Origin of the sequence: Vibrio sp. JC009 (genome assembly GCF_029016485.1) — a bacterium.
Taxonomy (GTDB): domain Bacteria; phylum Pseudomonadota; class Gammaproteobacteria; order Enterobacterales; family Vibrionaceae; genus Vibrio.
Genome location: NZ_CP092106.1, coordinates 665881 through 689491, shown reverse-complemented (window position 1 = coordinate 689491; position 23611 = coordinate 665881). Strand labels below are relative to the sequence as shown.

The window sequence follows — 23611 nt, the reverse complement described above, 5'->3', positions numbered from 1 at the left end:
TCCTACTTGCCGAATTATTCTTCTTCACCGAACCAACAGATGTTACGTGCAGCCATGATCAGCTCACCCGCTCTCTCTTCTGTCAGTCCTTCAATACCTTCTAGATCGTCAATACCCTGGTCAGCAAGATCTTCTAGTGTGATTACACCTTTCGCTGCTAGTTTGAATGCCATCTCACGCTCAAGGCCTTCAAGACCAAGCAGGTCTTCAGCTGGCTCAAGACCTTCAAATGACTCTTCCTGAGCAAGCGCCAGTGTAGTCAGAGCTTCTTTCGCTCTTCCGCGCAGCTCTTCAACGATCTCTTCGTTCAGACCGTCAATTTCAAGCAGTTCGTTAACCGGAACATAAGCAACTTCTTCAAGCGTTGAGAAACCTTCTTCAACCAGAAGCTCTGCAAAGTCCTGTTCGATATCCAGGTGCTTCATAAAGTTTTCGATAGATGCGCCAGCTTCTTCCTGGTGCTTCTTCTCAAGATCAGCAACTGTCATTACATTCAGTTCCCAGCCAGTCAGCTGAGAGGCAAGACGTACGTTCTGGCCGTTACGGCCGATTGCCTGTGCCAGGTTGTCTGCTTCTACTGCGATGTCCATTGAGTTTGCATCTTCATCAACGATGATTGAAGCAACATCAGCCGGAGCCATTGCGTTGATAACAAACTGAGCCGGGTTATCGTCCCAAAGAACGATATCGATACGCTCACCGCCAAGCTCACCAGAAACAGCCTGAACACGTGCACCACGCATACCAACACAAGCACCAACAGGGTCGATACGCTTGTCGTTAGTTTTTACTGCGATTTTCGCACGAGAACCAGGATCGCGAGCCGCGCCACGCAGTTCAATCAGTTCTTCGCCGATTTCCGGCACTTCGATGCGGAACAGCTCAGTCAGCATCTCTGGCTTAGAACGCGTGATAAACAGCTGGAAGCCACGCGCTTCAGGAGCCACTTTGTAAAGCAGGCCACGAACGCGGTCACCCGGACGGAAGTTTTCGCGAGGAAGCTGGTCATCACGAAGGATTACTGCTTCTGCGTTGTTGCCAAGGTCAAGGATTACTGTGTCGCGGTTTACTTTCTTAACAACACCCGTTACCAGCTCGCCTTCGTTGTCGATGAACTGCTCAACGATTTGCGCACGCTCAGCTTCACGTACTTTCTGTACGATTACCTGCTTAGCCGTCTGTGTTGTGATTCGGTCAAAGGTTACTGACTCGATTTCGTCTTCAATGAAGTCGCCAAGCTCGATGGTCTCGTCTTCAAACTGAGCCGCTTCCAGCGAGATCTCTTTAGTCGGATGTTCAACTTCTTCTACTGCCATCCAGCGACGGAATGTGTCAAAGTTACCGGTTTTGCGATCGATCTCAACGCGAACTTCAATTTCTACTTCGTATTTCTTTTTAGTCGCTGTTGCCAGTGCAATTTCAAGCGCTTCAAAAATACGCTCACGAGGAACAGCTTTCTCGTTTGAAACCGCCTCAACAACCGCTAAAATTTCTCTGTTCATTTTTTCAGCCTCTTAAGCTCTTTTTCTCTAGTTTTTCTCTAGGAGAACTAAAATTTAGGGATCAGGTTAGCTTTAGAAATGTTGCTTAATGCAAACTCTTCTTCTTGCCCGTCTACGGTGACTGTGATGGTTTCACCTTCAGCAGAATGGATAACACCTTTCCACTTGCGGCGGTTGCCCATAGCCATTTTCAGAACAAGGCTGACCTCGTGACCAATAAACTGTTGATAATGTTCTGTTTTGAAAAGTGGTCGTTCCAGACCTGGTGAAGAAACTTCCAGATTGTATGCTACAGAGATAGGATCTTCGACATCCAGTACTGCGCTCACCTGATGGCTTACTTCAGCACAATCATCAACATTGATGCCGTTTTCGCTATCAATATATATACGGAGAGTAGAGTGCTCACCTGCACGAATAAACTCCAGACCAACTAATTCATAACCGGCAGCTTCCACCGCAGGTTCAAGTAATTCAGTTAGTTGTCTTTCTAAACCAGTCATTAAACCACTCCAGAAACAAAAAAAGGGCTCAGAGCCCAAACGAATATTCCAGACAACCCGTTTTCACTCAATAAGAAAAAACAGGTAATAAAAAACCCCGATAGTCGGGGTTTTTTAAATGCTGGACCCTGATATCACCAAGTCACTTTATCGCAGTAATCTGCGTTAAAATCACTTAGCTCATAGTTAATATAATTTTAGTAAAAAACATTAACTATGAAACCTGAAAATCAGCCTCAAGTAATTGGTTGCGGGGGCCGGATTTGAACCGACGACCTTCGGGTTATGAGCCCGACGAGCTACCAAGCTGCTCCACCCCGCGTCCGACTGCTGAGCATTATACGCTCAACGGCTTGATTTACAAGTCATGGTGCCGAGAGAGGGACTTGAACCCTCACACCTTACGGCACTAGCACCTCATGCTAGCGTGTCTACCAATTTCACCATCTCGGCATAAAGCTATTACTGAGGAATTTCGTCGCTATTTTCTTTAGCAGGAACTTCACTCGGTACGTCAGCAGCTTCTTCTACAACAGCTTGACCTTGAGTCGGGTCAACCCACTGAGATTCGGTTTTATGTGTTGCCATATTACCGAAAATCAAAGCTACAACGAAAAATACAGTTGCACAAATTGCAGTCATTCGGGTTAGGAAATTACCTGAGCCGCTAGCACCAAAAACTGTGTTTGAAGCACCAGCCCCGAAGGAGGCTCCCATGTCTGCGCCTTTACCTTGTTGAATCAACACCAGGCCAATTAAACCAGCAGCTGCCAACAGGTAAATCACAAGTAGAACAGTAGTCATTTTTCCACCTATGTTTCAAATTGTCGAGCCAGCGCCGCCTTTGACGGTATTCAGAGACAAAGCTAGCGACCTCCGATGCGAAGGCCGAGCAATACTATAGGAACAGGGGTTTTATGACAAGGGCAAAATCATAAAAAGTTCATGGAATTGGTGTGAATGGTTAATTTAGAGGCAATGGGCCCTGGGTTAATAGGCCCTGGGCCCTGGGAAATCGGTATTACGGGCTCCCGGTCCTATAAAAAGGAGTCCGTATTCAAGGAGTTTCCGCTTTGAACAGCGATAGTGTGCACTCCCAGGGCCTATAGGACGAAGTCCGTTCCCAGGGCCCAGGGCCTTTTTACCTAAAAACTCGCTTTCACCGCCTCAGCAATCTCCAACGCCGAAGCCTTAACCAGCTCCCCGTCTTCCCCCTCAACCATCACGCGGATAAGAGGCTCAGTACCAGACTTACGCAGCAACACCCGGCCCTTAGAGCCAAGCTTTTCTTCAACCGCTTTAACTGCAGCTGTTACCGCTTCGGCTTCCATTGGGTTGGAATCGCCGCTAAAGCGTACGTTTTCCAGAACCTGCGGGTATAGCGTCATGCCGCCGGCCAGCTCTTTCAGACTCATATGGCTATCGATCATAGAAGCCAGAACCTGAAGCGCAGCAACTATTGCATCGCCTGTAGTCACTTTATCCAGCAGGATTACATGACCTGAGTTTTCAGCACCGATCTTCCAGCCCTTTTCCAGTAGCTGTTCCATAACATAGCGGTCACCAACGGCAGCACGAACAAATGGAATACCCAACTGCTTCAGGCCGTTTTCCATACCAAGGTTGGTCATCAGAGTGCCGACTACGCCACCTTTCAGCTCGCCGCGGCGAAGTGCATCGCGGGCAATGATATAAGCAATCTGGTCACCATCCACTTTGTTGCCTTCATGATCAACCATAATGATACGGTCGCCGTCGCCATCAAACGCCAGGCCAAGGTCAGCTTTTTCTTCAACTACGCGTTTTTGCAACGCACGAACATCAGTGGCGCCCACTTCTTTATTGATGTTCACACCGTTCGGCTCAACGCCCATAGCAACCACTTCTGCACCCAGTTCAGAGAAAACGTTGGGAGCAATGTGGTAAGTTGCACCGTTTGCACAGTCAACGACGATTTTCAGACCGGTAAGGTGATGGTCTTTCGGGAAGGTGCCTTTACAGAATTCGATATAACGACCGGCCGCATCATCCAGACGAACCGCTTTACCCAATTCAGAAGATTCAACGCACTGCAGCTCTTTATCCAACTCTGCTTCAATGGCCAGCTCAACTTCATCAGGCAGTTTTGTCCCTTGAGATGAGAAGAACTTAATGCCATTGTCATAATACGGGTTATGCGAAGCTGAAATCACAATGCCGGCTTCTGCTCTGAATGTCTGTGTCAGATAGGCAATTGCCGGAGTTGGCATTGGGCCAGTCAATGTCGCCTTCAGGCCTGCTGCTGCCAAACCTGCTTCAAGTGCCGACTCCATCATATAACCAGAAATACGTGGGTCTTTACCGATTATAACCTGCTTTGTCCCCTGCTTAGCCAGTACACGTCCCGCAGCCCAGCCCAGCTTCAAAACAAAATCTGGAGTAATTGGATATTGTCCAACCTTTCCACGTACACCGTCAGTACCAAAATAACGTCTTTCAGACATATCAATTCCTGTTTAATTATTTGCTTTTAGCATATTAACAATCTTTACCGCATCCAGTGTTTCTTCATAGTCATGGACACGAATAATCTGAGCGCCTTTCATCGCAGCAAGCGTTGCGCAGGCAATGCTCCCGGCAACACTTTCCGCCGGTTTTTTATCTAATAGTTTAAAAATCATCGATTTTCTGGACATACCGGCAAGCAGAGGCAAGCCGAAGGAGTGAAAATCCTGCAGATGATTTAACAGTTCATAATTGTGTTCCAGAGTTTTACCGAAGCCAAAGCCGGGATCAAGAATTAACTTATTCTTTTCAATCCCCACTTGCGCACAGGCCTCTATTCTCTCATCCAGAAATGCTTTTACATCTGCCATCAGGTCTTCATATTCAGGAGCCTGCTGCATTGTCCTTGGTTGTCCCTGCATATGCATAAGGCAGACAGGTACATTCAGCTCAGCCGCGACCTCAAGAGCACCCGGCTCACGAAGTGCCCTGATATCATTGATGATATCTGCACCCGCAGCAACAGCCTGCCGCATTACCTCCGGCTTACTGGTATCAATAGAGATCCACACATCCTGATTTTGTTCTCTTATCGCTTTAATGACCGGAACTGTTCTCTCCAGCTCTTCACTAAGCGCAACCTCACTGGCTCCCGGCCGGGTAGATTCACCGCCAATATCAATAATAGTGACACCGGCTTGCACCATTTTTAACGCGACAGCAACGGCAGCATCAAGCTCGTTGTGCTTGCCGCCATCGGAAAAAGAGTCAGGAGTAACATTCAGGATCCCCATCACCTGAGGTTCGCTAAGCTGTAGCTGCTTATTCTTGGAAGTTAAGATCATGATTTTTCGTTTGAATGTAAAAACAAAAACCCCGGGAGACCCCGAGGTTTTAAAAGACAAAGATTAAAGATTACTCTTCATTATCCTTTGGCTGTTCAGCCTTGGCTTCCGCAGAAGGTGCTTCATCCTTTTTCTCTTCAGGCTTCTCTTCTGTCGCCTTAGATTCCGGATTCAAAGCTTCTTTCGCTTCAGCCCGCGCTTTTGCTACTTTCGCTTCTGCATCTGCAGACCAGCCCTGAGGCTCACGAATATCCTCTTTACGATCCATCAGGTCATCAATCTGGCCTGCATCAATCGTTTCATACTTCATCAGTGCATCTTTCATTGAATGCATGATGTCCATATTCTCTTCAAGGATTTTCTTCGCACGCTCGTAGTTACGGTCGATGATTTTACGTACTTCATCATCAATCAGCTTAGCGGTATCGTCAGACATATGTTTAGTCTGAGTTACGCTACGGCCCAGGAATACTTCACCCTCTTCTTCTGCGTAAAGCAGAGGACCAAGCTTCTCAGAGAAGCCCCACTGAGTCACCATCTTACGTGCAATATCTGTCGCACGTTCGATGTCGTTTGAAGCACCGGTTGATACTTTTTCAGCGCCGTAAATCAGCTCTTCAGCAAGACGGCCACCGTACAGACTTGAAATCATAGATTCAAGATGCTGACGGGACATGCTAACTCTGTCCTGCTCAGGCAGGTACATAGTCACACCAAGCGCACGGCCACGAGGAATAATAGATACTTTATAAACAGGATCATGCTCCGGTACGATACGGCCAACAATCGCGTGACCCGCTTCGTGGTATGCGGTTGATTCTTTGGTCTCATCCGTCATAACCATTGAGCGACGCTCCGCACCCATCATGATCTTGTCTTTAGCAAGTTCAAACTCAACCATGGAAACATTGCGCTTGTTACCACGTGCAGCAAACAGCGCTGCTTCGTTAACAAGGTTTGCCAGATCCGCACCAGAGAAGCCCGGAGTACCACGCGCGATCAGTGATGGCTCAACATCACCCGCCAGCGGTACTTTGCGCATATGAACTTTCAGGATCTGCTCACGGCCACGAACATCCGGAAGGCCAACAACCACCTGACGGTCGAAACGGCCTGGACGCAGTAGCGCAGGGTCAAGAACGTCCGGACGGTTAGTTGCGGCGATAACGATAATACCTTCGTTACCCTCGAAACCATCCATCTCAACCAGCATCTGGTTCAGTGTCTGTTCACGCTCATCGTGACCACCACCAACACCGGCACCACGCTGACGGCCAACCGCATCAATTTCATCGATAAAGATGATACATGGCGCAGCTTTCTTCGCCTGTTCGAACATGTCACGCACACGGGATGCACCCACACCAACGAACATTTCAACGAAGTCTGAACCAGAAATAGTAAAGAACGGCACTTTTGCTTCACCGGCAATCGCCTTAGCAAGAAGTGTTTTACCAGTACCCGGAGGACCAACCATCAGAACACCGGTCGGAATTTTACCGCCAAGCTTCTGGAAACGGCTTGGATCACGAAGATAATCCACCAGCTCTTTTACGTCTTCTTTGGCTTCATCACAGCCAGCAACATCAGCAAAAGTGGTTTTGATCTGCTCTTCGCTCATCATACGAGCTTTACTCTTACCAAAAGACATGGCGCCTTTGCCGCCACCGCCCTGCATCTGGCGCATAAAGAAAATCCAGACACCAATCAGTAAGATCATTGGGAACCAGGAGATGAAAATTGTGCCCAGCAGGCTCTGCTCTTCAGGTGGAGAACCCTGAACTTTTACATTCTGATTGATCAGATCATCAAGCAGTTTTTCATCATACATCGGCATGTAGGTTACGTAACGCGAGTTATCACGACGGTAGAAAGTGATCTCTCTGTCGTTAAATTGCGCTTCACGTATCTGGCCTTGGCCGACGTCTTGTACGAATGTAGTGTAATCCACTGCTCTGCCGCTGGCATCCCCAGGCCCAAAGCTCTGGAATACCGACATCAGGACTACAGCGATTACCAGCCACAGTATTAAATTTTTTGCCATGTCACTCAAGGTGTCAGCCTCTCGATAACTAATTGTAATTAAAGGTAGGGTACTACAGTTTCTAATACCAATCTATATAGCATAAGCCTCAGATCTATATTAGTGTAGCAATAATGTTATATATCCACGATCAAATGTAAATGCTACCAAGGAATTATCCTTTGTAACCCGTAGCGACAATATACACTTCTCTGGAACGGGCCCGTGAAGAATCCGGCTTACGAATCTTAACCACTTTAAACATATCACGGACATCTTTCACGTACTGATCAAAGCCTTCACCCTGGAAAACCTTAACAGCAAAACTGCCACCCGGAGCCAGTACCTGACGGCACATATCCAGAGCCAGTTCAACAAGATACATTGCTCTTGGCTGGTCAACCGACAGGTTTCCGGCCATATTCGGCGCCATATCAGACAGCACAACATCAACCATGTCCGGCTGAATGCGATCTAATAACGCTTCCAGAACCGCATCTTCCCGGAAATCTCCCTGAAGAAAAGCAACGCCGGCAATGGAATCCATCGGCAGGATATCACAGGCGATAACCTGTCCTTCATCACCAACAATCTTTGCTGCGTACTGAGACCAGCCACCAGGAGCTGCCCCCAAATCGACAACCGTCATGCCTGGTTTAAGAAGCTTATCCTTATCCTGAATCTCTTCAATCTTAAAGATAGCACGCGAGCGGTAACCCTTTTTCTTGGCTTCATTTACATATTTGTCATCAAAATGTTCTTTCAGCCAGCGCCCGGAACTCGCGGAGTGTTTCTGCTTACTCATTTATTACCCAATTTCAGGAGTGTTAATAAATTATAGTCTTCGGTACTAGATGGCGGTAGAATAACGTTTTTCAACCCCATATTCTGTTTATCTCGAAAAATTCGCGGTAGACAGTCCCGTAATTATAGAGATATGGCCGCATAATGAATTTAAGCACAAAACAAAAGCAGCACCTTAAAGGTCTGGCACACAACCTAAAACCTGTTGTGTTACTGGGCGCAAATGGACTTACAGAAGCAGTGCTTGCGGAAATTGAACTTGCTCTAGACCACCACGAACTGATCAAAATTAAAGTTGCCTCTGAGGACAGAGAAACTAAAAATCTGATTATTGACGCCATCGTTCGTGAAACAGAAGCAGAAAAAGTACAGACAATCGGTAAAGTTCTGGTTCTGTACCGCCAGTCAGAAGAGCGCAAAATCGAGATACCTCGAAAATAACGGCAAAGACTTGCAGTTACAAAAAAGACCGCATCATACGCGGTCTTTTTTGTATCTCTCACCCTTGTTCCCATAAACCCAGGGACCAGGGCCTGTAATTAGATGTAATCTACCTTATCGATTTCGTAGTCCTTGTCCCCACCCGGAGTAGAGATAACCACTTCATCGCCTTCCATCTTACCGATAAGGCCACGAGCGATAGGAGAACTAACAGAAATACGGCCGGCTTTAATATCGGCTTCATCATCACCCACGATTTGGTAGGTAGATTCCGCATCTGTATCCAGATCGATCACAGTCACTGTAGTACCAAAAATCACTTTGCCTGTGTTATCCATCTTAGTCACATCGATAACCTGAGCCACAGATAGCTTATATTCGATATCACGGATTTGCGCTTCACAGATGCCCTGCTCTTCACGGGCAGCATGATATTCAGCATTTTCTTTCAGGTCACCAAGCTCACGAGCTTCTGCGATAGCTTCAGAAATAAGCGGACGACGCTTTAGCAGCACATCAAGTTCTTCACGCAGCTTCTGCTCGCCGCGTACAGTCATTGGAATTTTTTCCATTATTAAACCTCAGATTCCAAAGCTTATCTTTGGACAAAACATTCCCACTCAACCTGGGCTGAGTAGGATTAAAAATTGATTCGGATTTCCGCTAGTGTAAACAAAGATAGAAAAATAATCACTAGCTAATCGAAAGATGTATTCACGGTTCACAGCAAAGAAAAATAAATACATCTAAATCAAGTGATCTTGATCACACATAAAAATCTAAAAAATAGTGAAGGATCGCTAAAACTCAATTTTTTTGCATACATTTTTAGACTTGTATCAAAAAAACATATAACCACAAAATATCAATAAGTTAGAAAGAGAAAAGCGTAAATAAAGGTTAATTAATATTTTCTTTTAGATCATTTTACTCACTTAAATCCGGCTTTGAGCGGTAAAACATTTGCGTGACTTGATAGGTGTAAGGCTATGCATCATAGCGCCTAATTTATTAATCCCTGCCTAATGTATTCAAGGCCTTACATTTAGAAGTTGGAATATCGGGTCACCTATAAAAGCGATAAAACTCATTAATAGGATTTAATAGGAATATAACGATGAACAAGAAAATCATCGCACTAGCAGTGGCTTTCGCAGCTACCGGTGTAAATGCAGCAACTATTTACGAAAACAATGCAACTACAGTTGGTCTATCAGGTGGAATTGACGCATTCCTTAGCGACACTGAGCTGAAAAACTATTCAGCTACAGACGACTACACTGGTGATGCAGATGTTGATGTTTCAGTTAAGATCCAGATCGACGCTAATCATCAGCTAAACGATGACGTTATGGTATTCGGTTCATTTGAAATTGAAGACGGCACAGGTTTTAAACCAGGCGGTGAAGACAAAAACGTAACAACTGATGATGAGTACATCGGTGCTATGTTTGGTGATAACTTTGGTATTGCTGTGGGTGAAATCGGTGACTTTGGTGATTCACTTGACGCAATTACTATCGATAACACTAATGAAGGTTACGGTTACATGGATGACTTTGTAACTTCCTTTGAATCTGCAGGCAACGGTATCAGCCTTAAATACAGCACTGATGCACTAACTCTGATCGCAGACACATTCCTGTCTGAAGAAGAAGACCAAGATGCAGCATACGGCGTATCCGCTGAATACACTGCTGCAGGTTTCACCGCAGGTGCTTCTTACCAGGATCACGGCAACCGTGGCTCATCTACAACAACAAACAGCGGCGACAATGACGTATACGGTGTAAAACTAGGCTACGCAATCGCAGGCTTCTCTGTTAACGCAAACTACGCTGTTGAACAAATCAACAGTGTTGATATTGACGTAATCGGCGCATCAGCAGACTACACTGTTGACGCAGCTCGCCTGTACGTTTCAGCATTCCAGGCAGAAAAAGATGGCTTTAGCGATGAAATGACTGCATACACAGTAGGTGCAGACTACGCATTCTCTGACGCTCTGAAAGGTTTTATTGAATACTCTTCAGCTGACAACTACAAGTACGACAACGATGCAGAAGAGACTATTGCAGTAGCTGGTGTCTACTTCTCGTTCTAATTCATCGTCTGAATTCATGTCCTGATTAATGCCTGCTTTGCAGGCATTTTTTATACCTAACAGAAAATAAAAAACATTGTTTTATTAGATTTCATCTTGTTTTACTAACACTCTCGCAGTTTAAAACTTATTAATAATCGTGTCGGTTAGCGTCTGATAATTTGCTCACCGGCACCATCCGGAGCGACAAGCCGGATTAACAAACAGTAAATCAGGACAAGATTATGAATAAGAAAATCATTGCGTTAGCGGTGGCTGCTGCAGCTACTTCGTCTCTGGCTTCAGCGGCTGAAGTATATAATGAGAATGGTACAAAGCTGAATATCGGCGGTCGTGCTGAATTCCGTGGCGACTTTATTGGCAAATCAAGCGGCGAAGAAATCGAAGGCACAATGAGCGACGCCAGCCGTTTCCGTCTGAATGTCGGCGGTGAAACTCAGATTACAGAAGAGCTGACAGGCTTTGGCTTCTATGAAGGCGAGCAGAGACAAAGCGCAGACCTGAAGCAACGTTACACTTATGCCGGTCTGAAAGGTAATTTCGGTGCAGTATCATTTGGCCGTCAGGATACAGCTGCGGTACAGATCTCAAATATGTCTGATATGACAACTTTTACCGGTGGTCAAAAGGCATTTATTGACGCAAGTAACGAGCAACAGAATAACACCATCGCTTATACCGGCGAGTTTGGTGGGCTGAATCTGCAGGCAAGCTATATAGCCGGCGAAGAGAAAGACAGTGACGGTTACGGTGTTTCCGCTGTCTATACCCTGGATATGGGCCTGGGCTTTGGTTTTGGCTACTCTGCTGAGGGTGAAGGCGACAACGGCGTTGAAGGCAATGCAATGATTGCCGGTATTAACTATGAGCTGGGTGGGCTATACCTTGGTGCCACTTACACTATGGGTGATACAGGCGATAACGAAGATGAAGAGTTCACAGGTATGGAACTTGCCGCTGTGTACGACTTCAGCAACGGCTTTGCTCTGAAGGGTGCTTACCAGAACTCTGAAATCGACGGAAAGAGCTCCAGCTACACTAAGAGCGACTTCTTTGAGATCACAGGTGATTACCGCTTCAACAAGAACCTGAACGCTTATGTTTCTTATATGCTGAATAACCTGGATCAAGATGACATGAATAATCTGATCGGCACTGGTTACAGCAAAGATGCTGAAAACACACTGCGTTTTGGTCTGAAGTACAGCTTCTAAGACCAAAAGATAAAACGATGGTTTCCCCGGAGCCTCTGATTCAGAGGCTCTTCTCTTTTTACTCCACTATAATTTCTATATACTCGTATAAGCTATTTTCTCATTTGCAGGCAGGTATTTTGTTATGCGTGTATTCATTGCCATTACCGCATTTTTGCTGACGCTCTCAGCGCAGGCATATTCTCCCGTAGACATATTACCTGAAGGAAGCCGGGTTGGATTATCAGTCCATACCCCGGAAGGCAACCCCATTGAGATTAACAGCGAACAGCTGTTCCCACCGGCAAGCACCCTGAAAATCGTCACCGCTCTGGCAGCAAAACTGGAGCTGGGCAATGAGTTTCGCTTTGCAACCTCTGTAGAGGCTGACGGCGATGATATGATTATCCGCTTTTCCGGCGATCCCACACTCACATCGCATGACCTTGCAGAGCTGCTGACGGCGGCTAAAGCAAACGGCCTAAAAGAGATTAAGGGCGATATCTACCTTAACAAAGGCACCTTTTCCGGTTATGAGCGGGGAGTCGGCTGGCCCTGGGATATACTTGGTGTCTGCTACAGTGCCCCTGCCAGCGCAATCACACTGGATGAAAACTGCGTTCAGGCCTCCATCTACACCAATAAAGACGGCACTACCCGGGTGCATGTACCTGAGCATCAGCCGATTAATGTCAGCACCAGAGCAACCTCTGTCAGCAAAGAGTTGCAGAAGGAGCGCCAGTGTGAACTTGAGCTTATCACTTTCGATAATAACCGCTACGAGCTATCCGGCTGCCTGACTTACCGGGAAAAGCCGCTTCCGCTGAAATTTGCCGTTCAGGAAACCTCGCTTTATACCGGAGAGGCTATCAAACATATCCTGAGCATCAATGGCATTAAGTTTAGTGGCAAGGTGAAAACCACCGATAACCGACAAGGCACTGTGTTAGCCACCAACTTATCCGCCCCTCTGCCTGAGCTTATCGACAAAATGCTGAAAGAATCTGATAACCTGATAGCCGACAACCTGGTGAAAACCATAGGGGCCAAATTCTATATCCAGCCGGGAAGCTTTAATAACGGCACAGAGGCTATTAAGCAGATTGTTTACTCCCATACGGGAATTAATCTGACTACCGCTCAACTGGCGGATGGCTCGGGTCTGTCGCGAAATAACCGTATGTCGGTTAAATCTATGACCGATATTCTTAACTATATCTGGCGCAACGATAATCAACTGGCACTTCTGCAATTGCTGCCAAACTCAGGGGAAAGCGGCACTCTTAAGTACCGGAGAAGTATGCGAAAAGAACCGGTGAAAGGTCATCTGAAAGCCAAAAGCGGTTCCCTTTACGGCAGCTACAATATGGCCGGTTATGTTCTGGATGACAGCGGCCAGCCCAAGGCGACCTTTGTACAGTTTGTAACTGACTACTATCCACCAAAAAGGGATGATAACCAAAAGGCTACCACCCCTGCTATTTTCCTGTTTGAAAAAGCTTTCTATACGGATTTGATTAAGCTTTCACTTAAAAACAGCACCAAACAGACGCACTAGCTTCTGCTTAAGAACACCCCGCATTGTTGCCTGAGAGCTGATAAATCCCAGCTCGCGGGCATACTCTGATGTTCGTTTTTCATATCCGTGCTTTTCCAGTTGATCCAGCAGATGCTGCACATAAGCCACGCTACAGTGAGCCAGAATCGCTATCGCTTCTTCCTTTGGCATGACTGCCAGCAACTGAATCTGCTTCTCTTCGCTGTACTGAAGAAAAACGCTGCGAGCCGCCCCAATCTCTTCAGTTGAGAATGAAGTTGGCTGGTCTATATAAATATCGCTCATTACCGTCATGGCAAATCTCCCGATTAGCTAAAAGGTAACGACCATCGATCTTAGGTTCTCGGTTGTCAGGCCCTGGGCCCTGGGAAATAGCCCCAAAGACGGACATAACTACGCTTTGAACTCTAGATACACGTATGTGGAGAAAAAAGAGAAGATGTTTTGAAAAGAAACGCCTCCTGCCCGGTTGGCAGGAGCGGAGATCGCCAATACCAAGCGGGTTATTTTTCTCCCTTCATACTAGGGGGATGGTCGGTATTGTTCATAAGAATCTCCAAAAGTACTGCACTTTGCAGCGGGCGTATTTTAGCGCCATCTCACAAAAATTGCACGCGGAAAATGGATAAAAAAAGAGCGCCTTTTACAGCGCCCTCTGTCTATTTGATTGCGTTAATTACTTAACTGTCACTCGAGCAAACTTACGCTTACCAACCTGATAAACCGCAGTACCTGCTTCCGGGATCAGCTTGGTATCTTCGATTTTCTCGCCATCCAGTTTTGCCGCGCCCTGACGAATCATGCGCATTGCATCAGAAGTCGAGTTCACCAGACCTGCATCTTTCAGAAGGTTTGCAATCGCGATACCTGCTTCAAATTCAAACTCTGGCATCTCATCAGGAATGTTACCTTTCTGGAAACGGCTGATAAATTCCTGCTCAGCCGCCTCTGCATCAGCTTCACTGTGGAAGCGTGCAATGATCTCTTTAGCAAGAAGGATCTTGATATCACGAGGGTTTGTGCCTGTCTGAACATCTTCTTTGAACTTAGCAATTTCTTCCAGCGGACGGAAAGAAAGCAGCTCATAGTAGCTCCACATCAGGTCATCGGAGATAGACATGATCTTACCGAACATCTCATTTGGAGCATCAGCAACACCGATGTAGTTGTTAGCAGACTTAGACATCTTCTTCTCGCCGTCAAGGCCAACAAGAAGAGGCATCATCAGAACACACTGCGGCTTCTGACCGTTTGCTTTTTGCAGTTCACGGCCCATCAGAAGGTTAAACTTCTGGTCAGTACCGCCAAGCTCAACGTCAGTTTCCATCGCAACAGAGTCATAGCCCTGAAGAAGCGGGTACATAAATTCATGGATAGCAATCGGCTGACCGCCGGCATAACGCTTTTTAAAATCGTCACGCTCAAGCATACGGGCAACAGTCTGGTTTGCAGCAAGGCGGATCATGCCTTCAGCACCCAGAGCAGAAAGCCACTCAGAGTTAAACTGAATCTTGGTTTTCTCAGGGTCAAGGATCTTAAATACCTGCTGCTTATAGGTTTCAGCGTTTGCAAGTACGTCTTCGCGTGTAAGCGGTGGACGGGTTGTGTTTTTACCTGTCGGGTCACCCACCATACCGGTAAAGTCACCGATAAGGAAAGTCACTTCATGGCCCAGTTCCTGGAACTGACGCAGTTTATTCAGAATTACCGTATGGCCCAGATGGATATCCGGTGCTGTAGGATCGGCACCCAGCTTGATTTTTAGTGGCCGACCTTCTTTTAACTTTTCAATTAGCTCTTCTTCCGGAAGAATCTCTTCGGCACCGCGCTTAATCTCGGCCAGTGCAGCTTCAATACTCGCCATTCTTGTTAGCTCCCACAGATTTGGCAAAAAAATAATAATTGGACAGTCTACTTGATTAGCGATGTTTTTTGAAACCAGTTAGACTCTATATTGTATATTTTCTTATTTTTTTGTTATTGCTTAAACATGCTTGCTATTTTTAGACGTCTTCCTATCTTCCATCAGGCGCTGATCGTTCTGGTTTCGGCGGTGGTCGCCTTTTTGCTTTTTCTTCCCGATGCCAGAGAACTGATGAAAGATCATCACACCCTCGAGATCGGTGAACACTACCCTCTCGCCATTAACAGTGAAGCTTTAGTTTCAGGCGAACAGCTCCAGCCTGTAACCCTGATTCGCTGGGAAAAGCATAAAGTTAACTCAGGTGAAAGTGCTGCGGTTCTTTTTAGCCGCATCGGACTGTCTGCCCGGCTTCTGCACAATCTGATTTCCGCCAACAAAGAGATAAATAAACAGCTTTCGCGTCTTCGTCCGGGTAATGAACTGCTATTTGGGTTTGATGAAAATCAGGAGTTGGTTCAGCTGGTCCGCCATATCTCAGCCTTTGAAACCTTCCGGGTAACCAAAACCAGTGACGGCTTTACCTCTGCATTCGAGAAAAAAGAGGTCGATATTCAGTACAACTACACAGAGGCGGAAATCACTTCCAACTTCTGGAATGCAGCGATTACCGCAGGAATGACGCCAAACCAGATAATGGAGCTGGCAGGCATATTTGGCTGGGATATCGACTTTGCTCTGGATATCCGCTCAGGAGACAGCTTCAGAGTGCTGTACGAAGAGAAGATAGTAGAAGGTGAAATGATAGGCCGGGGCCGTATTATCGCCGCTATTTTTACCAACCAGGGCGATACATTTAAAGCCGTTCTGGATGATAAAACAGAGAACTATTACGACGAAAACGGCCGGGCAATGAAAAAAGCCTTCCTACGCTCACCTGTCGATTTCCGCCGGGTGACCTCTAACTTTAACCCGCGCCGCAGACACCCGGTTACCGGAAAAGTCAGACCTCACAGAGGCACTGACTATGCGGCACCTGTCGGAACCCCTATCTGGGCCGCCGGTGATGGCGTAGTAATCAAATCCAGCTACAACAAGTACAACGGTAACTATGTATTTATCAAACACAGCAATACCTATATCACTAAGTATCTGCACCTCAAAAAACGTTATGTAAAAACCGGACAAAGAGTTAAACAGGGCAAGGCTATCGGTTCGCTAGGCGGCACCGGGCGTGTAACCGGCCCTCACCTGCACTATGAGTTTCTGGTAAACGGGGTACATAAAAACCCGAGAACGGTTAAATTGCCGCAGTCTAAGTCGCTGACCGGTGAGCATAAGCAGGTTTATCTGATGAAGGCGGATGAAAGGCTGACGCAGTTGGAGAGGTATGGGGAGTTGTTGTTTGCCAGGAAATAGGGTTGCAGGTTGCAGGCTGACTCTTATACACAAGTATTAAAGTGGCCAGAGAACGGTTCTCCCCCTTTAGTGAAAAAGCCTAACTGGTTGATAAAGCTAACAGAAGGGGGAGTTAGAGGGGGTTGGTTATGCCATGCATGGTTAAACCACCAAAACTTAAGCCCATGAGAAACAACCCCTCCCAGCCTCCCCTTCGATGTTACTTCTTCGAAAATCCGGCCTTTCGAGGCTAAGGGGAGGAGCATTCTTTGGCTCCTTAAACTTGTGTATAAGACTCAGGGTTACCTATAACCTCTAGCCCCGATGAATCGAATCGTTCGCCTGCTTCAGCAGATTCTGGCTCTCTACCATAAACTGCTGAGAGTAATCACCAAACCATTCGCTAACCTGGTTAAAGCTCTCGATAAATGCAGCTTTATCGTGATTGTCTAAAATCCTGATGGCTTCACCGAAACAGTGGTGGAAGCGCTTGATCATCTCAATGTTCTTTTCCGAAGAGAGAATAATGTCACCATATAACTTAGGATCCTGACCAAACAGACGGCCAACCATAGCCAGCTCCAGCCGGTAGATTGGGGAACTAAGCTGCAGAAGCTTGTCTATGTTCGGGTTCTCTCTGCTCAGATGCAGACCATAAGCAAAAGAGGTGAAGTGGCGCAGCGCCTGAATCAGGGTCATGCCGTGATCATGCTCATCTGCTTCTATCGGACAAAGGCTGGCTCCCCAGATGGAGAACTGCTGAAGCAGCCACTGATACTGTTCGCTTTCGCGGCCATCGCAGTAAACAATCACCTGCTTTGCCAGACTCGGAACATCCGGGCCGAACATAGGGTGAAGACCAACAACCGGGCCCTTGTGCACATCCAGCATCTTTTGCAGTGGCTTAGATTTGATCGAGGTAAGGTCACACAGAATACAGTCTTCAGGCAGACCGGATAGCTTTTCAATCACACCTTCTGTCAGATGAATAGGCACAGTAACCACAACAAGACCGGCACCATCAAGGATTTCATCGGCGCGGTCCCAGTCCTGACTGCCCAGAATTTTCACCTGATAGCCAGAAAGAGTGAACATCCGGCCAAACAAACCACCAAGCTGGCCCTTACCACCGACAATCACCACTGAACGAAGGTCCGGATTCAAACATTTGAAACCGGAGTCTTTTTCACTGGCATAGGACTCACGCATGGTCCGGCGAAGAATATCTTCAATCAACTGAGGCGGTACACCGCGCTTTTCCGCTTCTTCACGGCGGGACGCCAGCATAGCTGCTTCCCTGTCCGGGGCATAAATTGGCAGGCCGTGTTCGCTTTTCACTTCGCCCACTTTTTCAACCAAAGCCAGACGCTGAGCCAACAGCTCAACCATCTGCTTGTCTACCGCATCAATCTGATCTCTTAATTCGTTTAGCTCAACTGCCATGAGTTACCTTGTACTTATTTCAAACGGTCCTGTAAAAACGGCACTAACTCTTTGTGTGCTTTCGTCAATAGTGCCTCAGTTGAATCCCAATTGATACAGGCATCTGTGATAGAAACACCGTAAGCCATCTCATTCAGAGGAATATCTGAAGACTGGTTGCCTTCGTTCAGATGACTTTCAATCATCAGGCCGATAATAGACTTGTTACCTTCGCGGATCTGATGAATCACATCTTCTGCCACCAACGGCTGTCTGCGGTAGTCTTTACGGGAGTTCGCATGGCTGCAGTCCACCATCAGAGATGCATCCAGTCCTGACTTGGCCATTTCCTCTTCACACTCAGCCACAGAAACGGAATCATAGTTGGTCTGCTTACCACCACGAAGAATCACATGACCGTTAGGGTTACCCTGAGTTGTCAGCAAAGCAACCTGACCTTCGCGGTTGATCCCCATAAAGCGGTGACCGGAAGACGCCGCCTGCATCGCGTTAATCGCGGTAACCAGACTGCCGTCAGTGCCGTTCTTAAAACCGATAGGCATAGAAAGACCACTGGCCATTTCGCGGTGAGTCTGTGATTCCGTAGTACGCGCACCGATAGCTGCCCAGCTGAAAGTATCGGAAAGGTACTGAGGACTGATAGGATCCAGCGCTTCTGTTGCCAGCGGGATCTCCATTTCTGCCAGTTCCACCAGCAGCTGACGCCCGACATGCAGGCCGTGCTCAATATCAAAAGTACCATCAAGCTGCGGGTCGTTGATAAGTCCTTTCCAGCCGACTGTTGTACGCGGCTTTTCAAAGTACACACGCATCACGATGTAAAGCTGATCATCCAGTTTCTCAGACAAAGCCTTAAGACGCTTAGCGTACTCCTTAGCTGCTTCCACATCGTGGATAGAACAAGGTCCGCACACAATCAGCATACGGTGATCTTTTTTATGGATGATATTGGAAATTGTCTGGCGTGATTCACGAATAAAAGCCCGCGCCTTATCACTCAGAGGCAGCTTCTGTTTTAGTTCGTTGGGCGTAATCAGTACCTGTTCATTACTGATGTTAATGTCACTTAGTTCACTTCTATACATTTTACTCACCGTAAATTATTCGTTACACACCAAATCTCAATCTGGCTAATAAAACTCAATGACGGACAAGATAACAAGCATACAAAAATAAGCAAGCGTAAATTTAGAAAAACACCTTTGTAAATATTTTTATACACCCTCATTTTGTTAAGGATTCACACTTCCGGAGCGTTAAACTCCTTTTCTCAACCAGATAACTTATTATATTAGTGTGTCGTAAACTCCACCGGTCAACTATATGGATCTGATTCTTTCCCTTCTTCAGCAAATGTGTGTCTACCTTGTTCTGGCCTACATGCTAAGTAAGACGCCTGTTTTTCTGCCGCTTCTGGGGATGTCCAACCGGCTTGAACACAGAATCAACTGCTATGTCACCTTTTCGCTTTTCTGCATTCTGGGGACTTATCTGGGGCTACAGATAAATGACGCCATCGCTAACACCCGTGCTATTGGTGCTGTAATGGGCGGCCTTTTTGGCGGACCGGTTGTGGGCTTTGCGGTTGGCTTTACCGGCGGTATTCACCGCTATACCCTGGGCGGTTTTACCGATGTGGCCTGTGCTATATCTACCACCGCTGAAGGTGTAATCGGCGGTTTACTGCACTCCTATCTGGTAAAAAGACACAAGCAGGAAAAACTCTTCAACCCTGTGGTGGTGCTGTCCATTACCCTGTTTGCCGAAATTATTCAGATGCTGGTCATTCTGATTGTGGCAAGACCTTTTGATCAGGCATTTACTCTGGTTTCATCCATCGCAGCGCCAATGATTATTGCAAACTCAGTGGGCGCGGCGCTGTTTATGAGCATACTGCAGGATCGAAAAACCATCTTTGAAAAGTACTCAACCACATTTTCAAGGCGGGCACTGAGTATCGCTGAGCGCTCCGTCGGTATACTGAGTTCAGGGTTTAACTCCACCAATGCGGAAAAAATTGCCCGTATTGTCTACGAGGAGACCAGCGTAGGTGCCGTCGCCATCACAGACAGGGAAAAGATTCTCGCCTTTGTGGGAATAGGTGATGACCACCACAAGCCTAATATGCCTATCTCTTCCCAGTGCACGCTAAAATCCATGGACAGAAATGAGATCATCCACCTGAATGGCCGGGACAACCCCTACCATTGCTCAATCTCTGAAAACTGCAAACTTGGCTCAGCACTGATTATTCCTCTGGTGGCCGGGGATAATGTTATCGGTACTATTAAGCTCTATGAACCCAAAAGAAAGCTGCTCTCAACCGTTAATATGTCCATGGCAGAAGGGATAGCGCAGCTGCTTTCCAGCCAGATCCTTTATGGTGATTATCAGCAGCAGCAAACCCTGCTGAATCAGGCTGAAATTAAGCTCTTGCATGCCCAGGTTAACCCTCATTTTCTCTTTAACGCACTAAACACTATCAGCGCGGTTATACGAAAGAATCCGGATAAAGCCAGAGAGCTGATTCAGCATCTCTCTCACTTTTTCCGCAGCAACCTGAAGCAGAATATCGAAACTGTCTCGCTGAAAGACGAGCTGAAGCATGTTCACGCCTACCTGACCATCGAAAAAGCGCGTTTTACCGACAGACTGGAAGTGAGTATCGATATAGATGAAAACTTGCAGGACAGCTCCCTGCCCAGTTTCACCCTACAGCCACTGGTCGAAAATGCGATTAAGCACGGGATTTCTCACCTGCTTCAGGGGGGGAAAGTCAGCATTTACAATAGATGTACTGACACAGGCTGCGAAATCATTGTTGAAGATAACGCCGGAACCTATGAAGAACCCGCCGATGACCATTCGGGGCTTGGGATGCAGATTGTCAGTAAACGCCTTACCAACTACTTTGGTAGTGACGCAGGGCTTAAAATTGATTTTAAAAAGAACCATTATACGAGAATGAGCTTTATCATTCCGCACAAATGTTGAAAGGACCCGCATTAAGATGTTTACTGCAGTAGTCATTGATGATGAGCTTTTTGCCAGAGAAGAGCTGATAGAGCTGATAAAAGAAAATGGTCAGATAGAGGTTATCGATCAGGCTAGCAATGCCATTGAAGGCCTGAAAAAAATTAACGCCCACAAGCCGGATATCGTATTTCTGGATATTCAGATGCCTCAGGTAAGCGGTATTGAGCTTCTTTCTATGCTGGATCCGGAAAACACCCCTTACGTTATTTTTGTCACCGCATTTGATGAGTATGCCATTCAGGCCTTTGAAGATAACGCCTTCGATTATCTGCTTAAACCGGTTGATCCAAAACGTCTGGAGAAAACCATCAACCGGATTATCAGACAGGAAGGCAAGGCAAATGTAAAACAGGATCTCACCACCATTGAGCCTGAACATCTGGCTCAGATCCCTTGTGTCGGACTAAACCGCATCGTGATTATTCCGACCAAATATGTGGAGTGCGCCTACAGTGATATCAGCGGCGTGCATATCCAGAGCCACCAGCAGACAGCAACAACTCAGCTCACCCTAAAAACGCTGGAAGAGAAAACCGATTTACTGCGCTGTCATCGCCAGTATCTGGTTAATACCAACGCGATTAAAGAGATAAAGCTGCTGGAGAACGGACTGGCAGAAATTATCACTTTAAGTGACCATGAAATCCCGGTTAGCCGTCGGTATTTGAAGGTGCTTAAGGAGAAGTTGGGGATACACTGAGGTTACCTGTAACCCTCTACCTCAAACCAACAATCCAGTTTTTGAATTTTTCCTGTTCAGACGGAGAAGCTTTCTGATACCAGGCTTTTAGCTGCTCTGCGTCAGGGGTACCTTCGTACATTGCAGAGTTAGTGGTTAGCTCCGGCTGATCACCGACCTGAATCTGTTGTTCCTGATTGTATTTCGCGACCAGCTTATCCAAGTCCCTGTATGGCATAAAGCCTTTACGGCCCTGGATTGGGGCATATTCATAGCTGATCTCTTTACCTGCTGAAATCAGCTTAATATCTGGCTTCCCTCTGAATTGACGCTCTGCTCTCTCATAACTCTTCAGTTCAGGGGCAACAATAGCGATATCCTGCTCACCGGCCTCAAACATCAGGAGAAATGGTTTCGATTCAAACTCTTTCCGGTTTGAGCCACGGCCGATAGTTGCACGCACTTTAATTGCTACCTGAGTAAAACCGGGCTCCAATGGTGCAGGCTCTGCATCGTATTTTGGCTGCTCGCCGTTTAACAACAACAACCGGATGTGCTTCTCCGGGATCAGTTCTGCTGCTGATAACGATCCTGCAAAAAGCAGGGTAAGCAGAAAACAAAAAGCCGATCTCATATCATTTCCTAAAACTAGATTCAAAAGAGCACTTATTGTTAGTAGTTATAGTTAAAAAGACCACCCCGGAAGGTGGTCTTTTAGAAGATTTTAGGTTTTCTTATACTGCTGTTATGCGCCAATGACTCGCTTCATGGACTCATTCGCCTCTTTCCACTCTGTTGAGATTTTAAGTTCACTCAGCGAGAAGTTTTGCTTTTTGAGCAAAGTCAGAGCTTTTGGCACTTCCGTTACCGGCAGGTTATCCAGTATTTCAACTGCCCTATCACGGTTATTGCACATAAGCACCATATCGCAACCGGCCTCCAGCGACTGAGCAGCCCTTGCTGCTGCGCCTCCCATTACTGATGCACCTTCCATATTCAGGTCATCAGAAAAAACAATACCTTTAAAACCTAATTGCTGCCGTAACACCTTCTTAAGCCAATAAGCGGATCCACTGGCAGGTTTATCATCATAATTAGGAAAGATCACATGGGCAGGCATCATTGCATCCAGCAGACCGGCATCAATCTGGGCTTTAAATACTGCCATATCCTGAGAAATGATCTCTTCTCTTCTGTCGTAAGGCGTCTCAAAGTGAGAGTCTTCCAGCACTCCGCCGTGACCGGGGAAGTGCTTCCCTGTTGTCGCCATGCCCAGAGACTTCATACCTCGCATAAAAGCACTGCTGTATTTAAGTACCGTCTGTATATCCGAGCCAAAAGCACGGTTGCCTATTGCCTTACAGTCATGGCCTTTGTCCAGAACCGGGGCAAAACTTAGATCGATATCATGAGCAATCAGTTCTGCCGCCATCAACCAGCCTGCTTGCTCTGCTACTTTTTCTCCCTCTTTCTGCTCTGCAAACGCCTGTGCCGGAGGAATCAGAGTAAAGCCTTCACGAAAGCGCTGAACCCGGCCACCTTCCTGGTCAACGCCGATAAGTATTGGCCTGGAGGCACTTTTTCTTATCGCCTGGTTTAAAGCCAGCAGTTGTTTATTATCGTGATAGTTTCTGGCAAAAAGAATCACACCGCCAACCAGAGGGTGCTGAAGTATCTCTTTGTCTTCTGCGCTTAGTTCACAACCTTCAACATCCAGCCAGAGTGGTCCCATGTTAT

Annotated in this window: 21 protein-coding genes and 2 tRNA genes; 7 read left to right on the top strand and 16 right to left on the bottom strand. The window is 46.7% G+C overall.

Annotation, left to right across the window (positions count from 1 at the left end; genetic code table 11):
- Positions 1-14: 14 nt before the first annotated feature.
- From nusA to rlmE, 9 genes are all read right to left on the bottom strand, one after another.
- Positions 15-1502, bottom strand: coding sequence for a transcription termination factor NusA (gene nusA, locus L3Q72_RS03240; RefSeq protein WP_275131244.1), 1488 nt, complete (start codon positions 1500-1502; stop codon positions 15-17).
- Positions 1503-1549: 47 nt separating this feature from the next.
- Positions 1550-2005, bottom strand: a complete 456-nt coding sequence (rimP, locus tag L3Q72_RS03235) for a ribosome maturation factor RimP (RefSeq protein WP_275131243.1) — start codon at positions 2003-2005, stop codon at positions 1550-1552.
- 245 nt (positions 2006-2250) lie between these two features.
- A tRNA-Met gene (locus L3Q72_RS03230) sits at positions 2251-2327 on the bottom strand.
- Positions 2328-2373: 46 nt separating this feature from the next.
- Positions 2374-2458 (bottom strand) — tRNA-Leu (locus tag L3Q72_RS03225).
- Positions 2459-2467: 9 nt separating this feature from the next.
- The gene (gene secG / locus L3Q72_RS03220) at positions 2468-2809 is read right to left on the bottom strand and encodes a preprotein translocase subunit SecG (RefSeq protein ID WP_275131242.1); all 342 of its coding nucleotides are present in this window, start codon (positions 2807-2809) and stop codon (positions 2468-2470) included.
- Between the two features lie 341 nt (positions 2810-3150).
- Positions 3151-4488, bottom strand: a complete 1338-nt coding sequence (gene glmM / locus L3Q72_RS03215) for a phosphoglucosamine mutase (RefSeq protein WP_275131241.1) — start codon at positions 4486-4488, stop codon at positions 3151-3153.
- 12 nt (positions 4489-4500) lie between these two features.
- Positions 4501-5334, bottom strand: coding sequence for a dihydropteroate synthase (gene folP, locus L3Q72_RS03210; RefSeq protein ID WP_275131240.1), 834 nt, complete (start codon positions 5332-5334; stop codon positions 4501-4503).
- 70 nt (positions 5335-5404) lie between these two features.
- On the bottom strand, positions 5405-7378 hold the full coding sequence (gene ftsH / locus L3Q72_RS03205) for an ATP-dependent zinc metalloprotease FtsH (RefSeq protein ID WP_275131239.1): 1974 nt from the start codon (positions 7376-7378) through the stop codon (positions 5405-5407).
- A 154-nt stretch (positions 7379-7532) separates the two neighbouring features.
- Entirely contained in the window at positions 7533-8162 is a 630-nt protein-coding gene (gene rlmE / locus L3Q72_RS03200; RefSeq protein ID WP_275131238.1) for a 23S rRNA (uridine(2552)-2'-O)-methyltransferase RlmE, read from the bottom strand.
- Positions 8163-8305: 143 nt separating this feature from the next.
- On the opposite strand from rlmE, the gene yhbY reads away from it, so the two are divergent.
- Positions 8306-8602: a ribosome assembly RNA-binding protein YhbY gene (gene yhbY / locus L3Q72_RS03195; RefSeq protein ID WP_275131237.1), complete on the top strand. Its 297-nt coding sequence runs from the start codon at positions 8306-8308 to the stop codon at positions 8600-8602.
- 98 nt (positions 8603-8700) lie between these two features.
- Here the strand turns inward: yhbY and greA are convergent, their stop codons facing one another.
- The gene (gene greA / locus L3Q72_RS03190) at positions 8701-9174 is read right to left on the bottom strand and encodes a transcription elongation factor GreA (protein ID WP_275131236.1); all 474 of its coding nucleotides are present in this window, start codon (positions 9172-9174) and stop codon (positions 8701-8703) included.
- A gap of 545 nt (positions 9175-9719) precedes the next feature.
- Between greA and L3Q72_RS03185 the strand changes: the two genes are divergently transcribed.
- From L3Q72_RS03185 to dacB, 3 genes are all read left to right on the top strand, one after another.
- Positions 9720-10706, top strand: coding sequence for a porin (locus L3Q72_RS03185; RefSeq protein ID WP_275131235.1), 987 nt, complete (start codon positions 9720-9722; stop codon positions 10704-10706).
- A gap of 224 nt (positions 10707-10930) precedes the next feature.
- Positions 10931-11920 (top strand): porin, encoded by a 990-nt coding sequence (locus tag L3Q72_RS03180; protein ID WP_275131234.1) that lies wholly within the window; start codon positions 10931-10933, stop codon positions 11918-11920.
- A 124-nt stretch (positions 11921-12044) separates the two neighbouring features.
- Positions 12045-13457, top strand: coding sequence for a serine-type D-Ala-D-Ala carboxypeptidase (gene dacB, locus L3Q72_RS03175; RefSeq protein WP_275131233.1), 1413 nt, complete (start codon positions 12045-12047; stop codon positions 13455-13457).
- Here the strand turns inward: dacB and L3Q72_RS03170 are convergent.
- Both L3Q72_RS03170 and tyrS read right to left on the bottom strand, forming a co-directional pair.
- Entirely contained in the window at positions 13425-13751 is a 327-nt protein-coding gene (locus tag L3Q72_RS03170) for a hypothetical protein (RefSeq protein WP_275131232.1), read from the bottom strand. The two genes, dacB and L3Q72_RS03170, sit on opposite strands and share 33 nt — an antisense overlap.
- A gap of 382 nt (positions 13752-14133) precedes the next feature.
- A complete protein-coding gene (gene tyrS / locus L3Q72_RS03165; RefSeq protein ID WP_275131231.1) occupies positions 14134-15321 on the bottom strand; it encodes a tyrosine--tRNA ligase in 1188 nt (395 codons plus the stop codon).
- A gap of 126 nt (positions 15322-15447) precedes the next feature.
- Between tyrS and L3Q72_RS03160 the strand changes: the two genes are divergently transcribed.
- On the top strand, positions 15448-16737 hold the full coding sequence (locus L3Q72_RS03160; protein ID WP_275131230.1) for a peptidoglycan DD-metalloendopeptidase family protein: 1290 nt from the start codon (positions 15448-15450) through the stop codon (positions 16735-16737).
- 294 nt (positions 16738-17031) lie between these two features.
- Here L3Q72_RS03160 and tyrA read toward each other — a convergent pair whose 3' ends face one another.
- Together tyrA and L3Q72_RS03150 are read right to left on the bottom strand one after the other, a co-directional pair.
- Entirely contained in the window at positions 17032-18159 is a 1128-nt protein-coding gene (gene tyrA, locus L3Q72_RS03155) for a bifunctional chorismate mutase/prephenate dehydrogenase (RefSeq protein ID WP_275131229.1), read from the bottom strand.
- A gap of 14 nt (positions 18160-18173) precedes the next feature.
- Positions 18174-19244: a 3-deoxy-7-phosphoheptulonate synthase gene (locus L3Q72_RS03150; RefSeq protein ID WP_275131228.1), complete on the bottom strand. Its 1071-nt coding sequence runs from the start codon at positions 19242-19244 to the stop codon at positions 18174-18176.
- A gap of 238 nt (positions 19245-19482) precedes the next feature.
- On the opposite strand from L3Q72_RS03150, the gene L3Q72_RS03145 reads away from it, so the two are divergent.
- Positions 19483-21153, top strand: coding sequence for a sensor histidine kinase (locus L3Q72_RS03145; RefSeq protein ID WP_275131227.1), 1671 nt, complete (start codon positions 19483-19485; stop codon positions 21151-21153).
- Between the two features lie 16 nt (positions 21154-21169).
- Positions 21170-21895, top strand: coding sequence for a two-component system response regulator BtsR (gene btsR, locus L3Q72_RS03140; RefSeq protein WP_275131226.1), 726 nt, complete (start codon positions 21170-21172; stop codon positions 21893-21895).
- A gap of 16 nt (positions 21896-21911) precedes the next feature.
- Here the strand turns inward: btsR and L3Q72_RS03135 are convergent, their stop codons facing one another.
- Positions 21912-22508 (bottom strand): DUF2057 family protein, encoded by a 597-nt coding sequence (locus tag L3Q72_RS03135; protein ID WP_275131225.1) that lies wholly within the window; start codon positions 22506-22508, stop codon positions 21912-21914.
- A gap of 111 nt (positions 22509-22619) precedes the next feature.
- A complete protein-coding gene (gene nagZ, locus L3Q72_RS03130; protein ID WP_275131224.1) occupies positions 22620-23606 on the bottom strand; it encodes a beta-N-acetylhexosaminidase in 987 nt (328 codons plus the stop codon).
- Positions 23607-23611: the final 5 nt, after the last annotated feature.